The 3,232-nt window shown below is 54.3% G+C and carries 6 protein-coding genes; all 6 read right to left on the reverse strand.

Features of this window, described 5'->3' with window-relative positions:
• Positions 1–180 precede the first annotated feature (180 nt).
• The 6 genes from UUA_RS17835 to UUA_RS19045 all read right to left on the reverse strand — a co-directional run bounded on the left by UUA_RS17835 (position 181) and on the right by UUA_RS19045 (position 3,168).
• On the reverse strand, positions 181–480 hold the full coding sequence (locus UUA_RS17835; protein WP_008439479.1) for a hypothetical protein: 300 nt from the start codon (positions 478–480) through the stop codon (positions 181–183).
• A 54-nt stretch (positions 481–534) separates the two neighbouring features.
• Positions 535–948, reverse strand: a complete 414-nt coding sequence (locus tag UUA_RS19040) for an SMI1/KNR4 family protein (protein WP_081491600.1) — start codon at positions 946–948, stop codon at positions 535–537.
• A gap of 57 nt (positions 949–1,005) precedes the next feature.
• Positions 1,006–1,284: a hypothetical protein gene (locus UUA_RS19515; protein ID WP_153022953.1), complete on the reverse strand. Its 279-nt coding sequence runs from the start codon at positions 1,282–1,284 to the stop codon at positions 1,006–1,008.
• A gap of 122 nt (positions 1,285–1,406) precedes the next feature.
• The gene (locus UUA_RS17845; RefSeq protein WP_008439481.1) at positions 1,407–1,805 is read right to left on the reverse strand and encodes a hypothetical protein; all 399 of its coding nucleotides are present in this window, start codon (positions 1,803–1,805) and stop codon (positions 1,407–1,409) included.
• 69 nt (positions 1,806–1,874) lie between these two features.
• Positions 1,875–2,411, reverse strand: a complete 537-nt coding sequence (locus UUA_RS17850) for a hypothetical protein (protein ID WP_008439482.1) — start codon at positions 2,409–2,411, stop codon at positions 1,875–1,877.
• A gap of 409 nt (positions 2,412–2,820) precedes the next feature.
• Positions 2,821–3,168 carry a hypothetical protein gene (locus UUA_RS19045; RefSeq protein ID WP_081491601.1) on the reverse strand — a complete coding sequence of 116 codons (348 nt, stop codon included), beginning with the start codon at positions 3,166–3,168 and terminating at the stop codon, positions 2,821–2,823.
• Positions 3,169–3,232: the final 64 nt, after the last annotated feature.

Raw genomic sequence — 3,232 nt, forward strand, 5'->3', positions numbered from 1 at the left:
AGCCAGCGATTTCCCTGAGCTTTGCGGGACTGGCCAATAGCGTCGTCTCGGAAAGCTCCAAGGGGGCCTGCTGCTCCGAGGCTGATGCTAGGTAACCAAAAAGCTTCATGTCAGTGAATCTCCCATGAGGGCTAACGCTGGAGTTAAGCGGCGGCGAAGCCGTCCGCCTTGAACGAACGGTTAGCGCCCGTCGTGCAGAAACGATAGCGCAAGAGATGACATGCAAACAAAGAACAGTACGAGCGTGATGGTGGGAGAGTGCTTGAGGAAAATGTTGTACCACCGTGACTGCTCTTGCGCTGTGAGAAGTGCCAGATATTTGGCGACATATCTCTGCTGGCGGAAGTTAAAAAGAGCATCGCCACTCACTTTGCCGCCGGTGTCACCTATGCGCAAAAGGACAACGCAGAAGTACAAAACATTGAACAGCACGATGACGGCTAGCAAAGCGAAGCAGGTTGAAATGAATAGTGCCGTCATGAGCGCTAACGCTTGAGTTAAGCGGCGGCGAAGCCGTCCGCCTTGAATGATGTGTTAGAGCCCTGCCAACCAAGGCTCCAGCGAAGGAGAAGCTACTGTAAATGCACCACTCCAGTCGTCTCCTGGAGCGTAACCGTTCGGGTCGAACTTGATGACCACATTGTTGGGTGAAGCCAAGTCTATGCAGTAATGAATTCCGCAGCCAACATGAAGAATGGGCAGCAGATTGCGAGGCCAAACCCAGTCCGGTGCATCAGGGTCTGGCAAGCAAAAGGTGCGATAGAGGCTCACAGCGGCGTCGCCGAGGTCTGTGAGATGGCCGGAAGCAAGACCCAGCAAGCCGTAAGCCGGGCCGAAGCCACCATTGCCACGAGTGGCATAGAGATGAAGGAGTGCAGGTGGCAGCGTGTGCCCGAGCTCACGCTCAACGGACTCGATCTCGTCGTTGGATGGTGCAGGAAACGTCATGCAGGGCTCTAACGCTTGAGTTAAGCGGCGGCGCAGCCGTCCGCCTTGAACGAGTGGTTAGGTGTTGCCGGATTCTTGTGAGACATACGACAGCGGCCTGCTACGTGTAATTTCAATGTATCGATTGAGGATAAGGCCATCGGGCAGCTCCGAGTCAGGGTCTAGGCCTGCTGACCAACCTAAAGAGAGCAGAAGATCAAGGATGGAGTTGTAAGCAAGCACAACCTTTGCCTGCTTCTCATGGTCAGAGCGAGAGCTGCGGAACTCCATTGCCAAGCATGACAAAGCATCTTGATAGCCATTGACGATGAAATCGTTGTACTCGGCTTCTTTCATGGCAAGGGCCACCTCGACACCTAACGCCGGAGTTAAGCGGCATTTGGGCCGCGCCCAGCATGTTACAAGATCGGGAGCATGCTGGGTGCGGCCCAAATGTCCGCTTGAACGATTGGTTAGGCTCAATCCGCGAGCAGCACTTCGACGGGGTTTCCCTCACGAAACGCCACATCAATCATTGCGTCAGGCCACTCAGTGAGACCAAAGGCAACAGTGAATGTGCCCGGCTCTACATCAAATGCAAGGCCGTCTAGGGTCAGGTCGCCGTTGTACTCCATGAACTCACGTGTGTTCGTGTCCGACAAGGCAAACCGTTCCGCCGTGTTGACGATGGATGGAAGGTCGCTCATCAAGGCCTGCGCGTTAGATATCGCCTCGCCGTTTGGACCGCTCTTGTCACCTGGGACGCGCACATAGATTGGGCCAACGCTTGACGGAAAATCAGCCGAGGCCCAGGAGTCGCTCGAATAGGTGAGGGTCCCAAACTCGGGGTGCTGCACTTTGAGCTTCTTCCAGAACATTGGGAACCACACCATTGAGCCTAACGCTGGAATTGAGCGGCGGCGCAGCCGTCCGCCTCGAATGACTGGTTAGAGTGCATTTACGCGGATCTCGGAAAATGCGTCGTTGAATAGTTGCTGATGCTCTTTTGGTGGCACGATCAGCCAAGTGCAGGCAACGGTAGTAAACGCCTCAATTGCTTCGATAGGCTCAGCAAACTTTGCACCAGCTCGTGCGATAGCGAGCACATCGTGGATGGGGCCCAGCTGATCGAAGGCAACGTCTACGCCCAGGTTATGGCTTGTTTGATTGCGAAGTTTGTTGAGCCGCAGAACGCCCGGCTTCACGAAAGCAGCGCTGGATGCCCTCGTTGGGAGCAACATTGCTTTGTTAAAGAAGCCCAGCTTTGCGCTCTCCACATCCTCGATGCCGAAGTGCTCAGACAGGAAGCGCCCCAAGTAGTGCTCGACTACCAAATGGCACTTGAGCAGCCTGCCGAGCAAATCATGAGGCTTCCCCATCAAAGAAATAAATCGCGCATTTTCTTCGTGAAAGCGTGCCTCAATCTCAGCCATGTGCGGCTTGAGACGCTCTACGACTTTTTCGATCCCGTCGATGTCACGCATGATGCACTCTAACGCTTGAGTTAAGCGGCGGCGAAGCCGTCCGCCTTGAACGAGTTGTTAGCGCTACCCCGAAGTTACGGCAGCGCTAGTGAAGCCAGAAAAACCAGAACGAGAGCTATTGTGATTGCGAAGCAGTGCTTGATGAAGATGTTGTACCACCGTGAACTTTCCTGTGGTGTCAGAAGCTCTAGATACTTTGGCACGTAACGCAGCGGACCAAAATTGAAAAGTGCGTCGCTCGCAACCTTGCCCCCAGAATCGTTTACCCGCAAAAGAACCACACAGAAGTAGAGGACGTTGAACAGTACGATGTCAGCGGCCAGAGCGATCCAACTGCATATAAATAGTGTCGACATGGGCGCTAACGCTTGAATTAAGCGGCGGCGAAGCCGTCCGCTTGGATGAGTTGTTAGCCTCGCTTTGCTGCTGGCAAGACGATTGGGACTGAGAACTTGATGCGTGAATGGACGGATGCCTCACCATGTGAGGCACCTTGCGAACCAAGACCAACCGCCCCTAAATACACGCCGATGCCGCCTTTTGTGTCTTTAGAGTTGGCTTCAGTCAGGGCAATGTCGAATTCAACAGTAGCAACAGGATGACCACCCTCATCGGTAAGAATCTTATTCTCCTTGGTCCAACCGTAAAGCTTCATGGAACCGATGCTTGCACCGTGCCCGTTTGCAGAGCTGCTCGCCTCCGCGACGCCAGCGACGATGTCAGTGAGGGCGGTACGTATGAAATCCTGAAGATTCACGACAGCTCCAAATAAAGGCTAACGCTTGAGTTAAGCGGCGGCGGAGCCGTCCGCCTTGAACGAA

This window comes from Rhodanobacter thiooxydans LCS2 (assembly GCF_000264375.1).
GTDB lineage: Bacteria > Pseudomonadota > Gammaproteobacteria > Xanthomonadales > Rhodanobacteraceae > Rhodanobacter > Rhodanobacter thiooxydans.